Annotated in this window: 6 protein-coding genes and 1 pseudogene; 4 read left to right on the plus strand and 3 right to left on the minus strand. The window is 72.8% G+C overall.

Features of this window, described 5'->3' with window-relative positions; genetic code table 11:
- From GTW43_RS15665 to GTW43_RS15675, 3 genes are all read right to left on the minus strand, one after another.
- Positions 1–1,125 (minus strand): ABC transporter permease (locus GTW43_RS15665; RefSeq protein ID WP_161302611.1); only part of this gene is annotated, 1,125 nt, incomplete at its 3' end.
- On the minus strand, positions 1,122–1,892 hold the full coding sequence (locus GTW43_RS15670) for an ABC transporter ATP-binding protein (RefSeq protein WP_161302613.1): 771 nt from the start codon (positions 1,890–1,892) through the stop codon (positions 1,122–1,124). The genes GTW43_RS15670 and GTW43_RS15665, both read right to left, overlap by 4 nt.
- The gene (locus GTW43_RS15675) at positions 1,889–2,182 is read right to left on the minus strand and encodes an SHOCT domain-containing protein (protein ID WP_161302615.1); all 294 of its coding nucleotides are present in this window, start codon (positions 2,180–2,182) and stop codon (positions 1,889–1,891) included. The genes GTW43_RS15670 and GTW43_RS15675 overlap by 4 nt, the downstream gene beginning before the upstream one ends.
- A gap of 186 nt (positions 2,183–2,368) precedes the next feature.
- Here GTW43_RS15675 and GTW43_RS15680 point away from each other — a divergent pair, with 186 nt between their 5' ends.
- The 4 genes and pseudogenes from GTW43_RS15680 to GTW43_RS15695 form a co-directional block, all read left to right on the plus strand.
- Entirely contained in the window at positions 2,369–2,953 is a 585-nt protein-coding gene (locus GTW43_RS15680; protein ID WP_161302617.1) for a TetR/AcrR family transcriptional regulator, read from the plus strand.
- A gap of 90 nt (positions 2,954–3,043) precedes the next feature.
- Positions 3,044–3,442: a cupin domain-containing protein gene (locus GTW43_RS15685; RefSeq protein WP_161302618.1), complete on the plus strand. Its 399-nt coding sequence runs from the start codon at positions 3,044–3,046 to the stop codon at positions 3,440–3,442.
- 34 nt (positions 3,443–3,476) lie between these two features.
- The gene (locus GTW43_RS15690) at positions 3,477–4,061 is read left to right on the plus strand and encodes a DUF4865 family protein (RefSeq protein ID WP_161302621.1); all 585 of its coding nucleotides are present in this window, start codon (positions 3,477–3,479) and stop codon (positions 4,059–4,061) included.
- Positions 4,058–4,360 (plus strand): annotated as a pseudogene (locus GTW43_RS15695) (phosphotriesterase); the annotation flags it as partial. The gene GTW43_RS15690 and the pseudogene GTW43_RS15695, both read left to right, overlap by 4 nt.

Consider the following 4,360-nt stretch of genomic DNA (forward strand, 5'->3'; position numbering starts at 1 on the left):
GACGGCCAGCGGAAGCAGGAGGGACAGCGGGGCGATCACCAACGCGCCGTCGGGGAAGGGGAATCCGATCGCGGGGAAGAGCGCCTGCAGCCCGGCGGCGATGCCGATGCCGCCCGCGAGTCCGGTCGCGGAGGCGGCCACGGCCACGGCGGCGGCCTCGACGAGGGTCATCTGCGTGACCTGGCGGCGCGCCGCGCCGAGCGCCCTGAGCAGGGCGTTCTCCCGGGTGCGCTGGGCCACGACGATCGCGAACGTGTTGTGGATGGAGAACGTCGCGACGAGCAGGGCGATGCCGGAGAAGACGAGCAGGAAGGTGGTGAACAGGGTCAGGAACTGGCCGGAGATCATGTCGGTGTTCTCCTGCGCGGAGGCCTCACCGGTGATCGCCTGGACCCCGTGCGGCAGTGCGGGCCGCAGGTCGTCGACGAGCTGCTGCTGACTGACGCCGGGCTCCGCGCGGACCTGCACGGACGCGGCCTCGCCGGGCTTCGCCGCGAGGTACTTCTCGGCGTCGGCGCGGGTCATCCCGGTGAACGTGGACTGGGCCATGCCGTCCTCGCCGCCGAAGGTGGCGAGACCCACGACGGTGACCCGGACGGGGTCGGGGGTGCGCAGCGTCGTGGTGTCGCCGATCTTCAGGCCGCCCTTGTCGGCGGCACCGCGGTTCACGACGACCTCGCCGGTGTGCTGCGGGGCGTGGCCCTCGGCGATCCGGTACGGGTTCAGCTGCGGGTCGGTGATCCAGTTGCCGGCGAGGGTGGGCGGTCCCTGGCCGCCGATCGGCTTGCCGTTCGTGCCGACGAGCTGGCCGGCCCCCTGGATGTTCGGTGCGGCGGCGGCGACGCCCGGGGTGTCGGCGAGGTCGTCGGCGAGGGAGGCGCGGACCGGCTGGCGGGTGCCCTGGGCCTCGCCCGGTGTCGTGATCACGTTGCTGCTGCGGACGACGGCGTCGGTGCCGCTGGTGGCGCCCGCGAAGAGGGAGTCGAAGCTGGCGCGCAGCGTGTCCCCCATGACGAGGGTGCCGGTGAGGAAGGCGACGCCGAGCAGGACGGCGAAGAAGGTGCCGGCGAAGCGTCGTCGGTGGGCGCGCAGCGAGGTCAGGCTGAGTCGTGCGGCGGCGTTCATGACGGGCCTCCCGGCCGGGACGCGGCGGTGTCGAAGGCCTTCATGCGGTCGAGGACGGAGTCCGCGGTGGGGCGGTCCATCCGGTCGACGAGGCGGCCGTCGGCGAGGAAGACGACCTCGTCCGCGTGGGCGGCGGCGACGGGGTCGTGGGTGACCATGACGACGGTGCGGCCGGTGCGGCGCACCGTGTCGCCGAGCAGCCCGAGCACCTCGGCGCCGGAGCGGGAGTCGAGGTTGCCGGTGGGCTCGTCGGCGAAGACGACCTCGGGCCGGCCGGCGAACGCGCGGGCCACGGCGACGCGTTGCTGCTGCCCGCCGGAGAGTTCGGCGGGCCGGTGGTGCAGCCGGTCGCGGAGTCCGACGACGTCGACGAGCGCGTCCAGCCACTCGGGGTCGGGGTGGCGTCCGGCGAGGTCGCTCGGCAGGGTGATGTTCTCGGCGACGGTGAGCGTGGGCACCAGGTTGAAGGCCTGGAAGACGAAGCCGATCCGGTCCCGGCGCAGCAGCGTGAGCCGGCGGTCGTCGAGTGCGCTGAGCTCCGTGTCGCCGATGTGGGCGGTGCCGCCGGTGAGGGTGTCGAGCCCGGCCGCGCAGTGCATCAGGGTCGATTTGCCGGAGCCCGAGGGCCCCATGATCGCGGTGAAGCGTCCGGTGCGGAAGCCGACGGTCACGCCGTCGAGGGCACGGACGGCGGTGTCGCCGGAGCCGTACACCTTGACGGCGTTCTCGACGCGCGCCGCGGTGTGCGTGAGCGTCGCGGTGGTCATGCCGCACCGCCCTTCGAGCCGAGGTGGCCGAACTCCTCGTTGAGCACGGTCAGCCGGCGCCAGTACTCGTCCTCGTCGATCTCACCGGCGGCGAAGCGCCGGCCGAGCAGCGCGATGGGCGAGTTCTCGTCGGTGCGGCGCGGTGCGGCGTTCCACGGGCCGCGGCGTCCGCGCCACACGGTGCGGCGCAGCAGGGTGACGACGCCGATCACGACGGCCGCCCAGACGAGCGGGAAGAACAGGATCCACGGGCCGGGTCCGTCGCCGCCGAAGCTTGCCAGGGTCTGCATCTGACTCATCTCCCGATGGGGTGTGCTGCGGGTTTTCTCGATGACTCGAGCCTCCCGCCGCAGGGGGGTCCCCGTCGTCGTACGGCCAGCGGCACCGGATGTACCTCAGCGGGAGTACGGGGGCCCGGCGCGGCTGCTTCCTGCCCGCGCTGGATTCTGTACCTACTGGTATGTACAGTGAGGATCATGAACGGGACGAGGGACGACGCGAGCGGGGCGAGCACGCAGGAGCGGCTGATCGAGGCGGCCCGCGAGCTCCTGTGGGAGCGGGGGTACGTCGGGACGAGCCCGAAGGCGATCCTGCAGCGCGCCGGGGCCGGCCAGGGCAGCATGTACCACCATTTCGCGGGCAAGCAGGAGCTGGCGCTCGCCGCGGTGCGGCGCACCGGCGAGGAGCTGCGGAGCGCCACGGACCAGCTGCTCGACGGGGACGGCTCGGCCTTCTCCCGCATCGAGGCGTACCTCCTGCGCGAGCGCGACGTGCTGCGCGGCTGCCCCGTCGGCCGGCTGACGATGGACCCGGACGTGATCGCCGACGAGGACCTGCGTGCCCCCGTGGACGAGACGATCTCGTACGTCGAAGAGCGGCTGGCCGCGATCGTCCAGGAGGGCGTCGACAGCGGCGAGTTCTCCGCGCGGCTGGTCCCGGCCGAGATCGCGGCGGCCATGGTGGCCACGGTCCAGGGTGGCTACGTGCTGGCCCGCGCCTCAGGTGCGACGGAGTCCTTCGACGGTGCCGTGCGCGGCCTGCTGGCGCTGCTCAGATCCTGACTCGCCCCCTCCTTTCCGCTCTTCCGAGCCTTTCCGCTCGTCCGAGTGTCTCTGTTTCCCTTCTCCCTTCCTGCGAATGAGGCCTTCACCGTGCAGATCACCCGCACCGGCACCGCGACCCAGCAGGGTCCGGCCGAACACTTCACCGGCACGGTCCGCCTCGAACCGGTCGCGGCGCCCCCAGCACCCTCCCGTCTGAGGATGTTCGACGTGCACTTCGCGCCGGGGGCGCACACCGCCTGGCACACGCACCCGCACGGCCAGGTCCTGCACGTACTGGCGGGCGAGGGCCGGGTGCAGCGTGAGGGCGGCCCGGTCGAGGTGATCCGCCCCGGCGACTCCGTGTGGATCGAACCGGGGGAGAACCACTGGCACGGCGCGGGCCCGCACACCTCCATGAGCCATCTGGCCACGGTCGAGGCCGCCGAGGACGGCACGACCGTGTGCTGGGGCGAGCATGTCGGCCCCGCCGCCTACCCGGACGCCTGACAGACGACAGGCAGTCGCCCGAGAGGAACGACCGATGCACGCGTTGCAGTACGAGATCACCCTGCCCGCCGACTACGACATGGACGTGATCCGCGAGCGGGTCGCCACGAAGGGACATCTGCTCGACGACTTTCCCGGGCTGGCCGCGAAGGCATATCTGATGCGGGAGCGCGGCGTCGCGGGCTCCCCCGTGAACCAGTACGCGCCCTTCTACCTGTGGGCCACCCCCGAGGGCATGAACAGCTTCCTCTGGGGCCCCGGATTCCGCGGCCTCGTCGCCGACTTCGGCCGGCCTGAGGTACAGCACTGGATGGGCGTGGCGTACGCGCCGGGGAGACCCGGCGGCGCCCCGGCGCGTGCGGCGGTGCGCCGCCGGACGCCGATCGCCGCGGACGCCGACCTGGACGGGCTCGTGCCCGACGTGGAGCGCGAGGTGGCCGAACTCGCCGCTTCCGAGGGCGTGTTGTTCGCGGCGGGGGCGGTGGATCCGCGCACCTGGGAGCGGTGCGTCTTCTCCGTGTGGTCGGATCCGGAGCCTGCCGCCGAGGGCGAGGTCTTCCAGGTCCTGCACCTGTCCGAGCCGGAGCGGGACCGTCTGAAGCCGGGACGGCAGTGGTGAGCGCGGCTGTCCGCGGTGTGCGCGGCGACCTGGATCCACAGCTGCTCGGGGTCGTGGACGCACACGACCATCTCTTCTTCCGCAGCCCCCTGCTGAAGGGGCAGGAGCTCGACGACACCGGTCTCGCGCGGGAGGAACTGGCGGCCTTCGCGGCGGTCGGCGGCGGGACCGTCGTGCAGTGGACTCCGTACGGGCTCGGACGCCGGGCCGCGGAGCTCCCGGCGCTGTCGGCGGCCACCGGGGTGCACGTCGTCGCCGCTACGGGGCTGCACCAGTCGGCGCACTACGAGCCCGCCGCG

It is taken from the genome of Streptomyces sp. SID5785, assembly GCF_009870065.1.
In the GTDB taxonomy this organism is placed as follows: domain Bacteria; phylum Actinomycetota; class Actinomycetes; order Streptomycetales; family Streptomycetaceae; genus Streptomyces.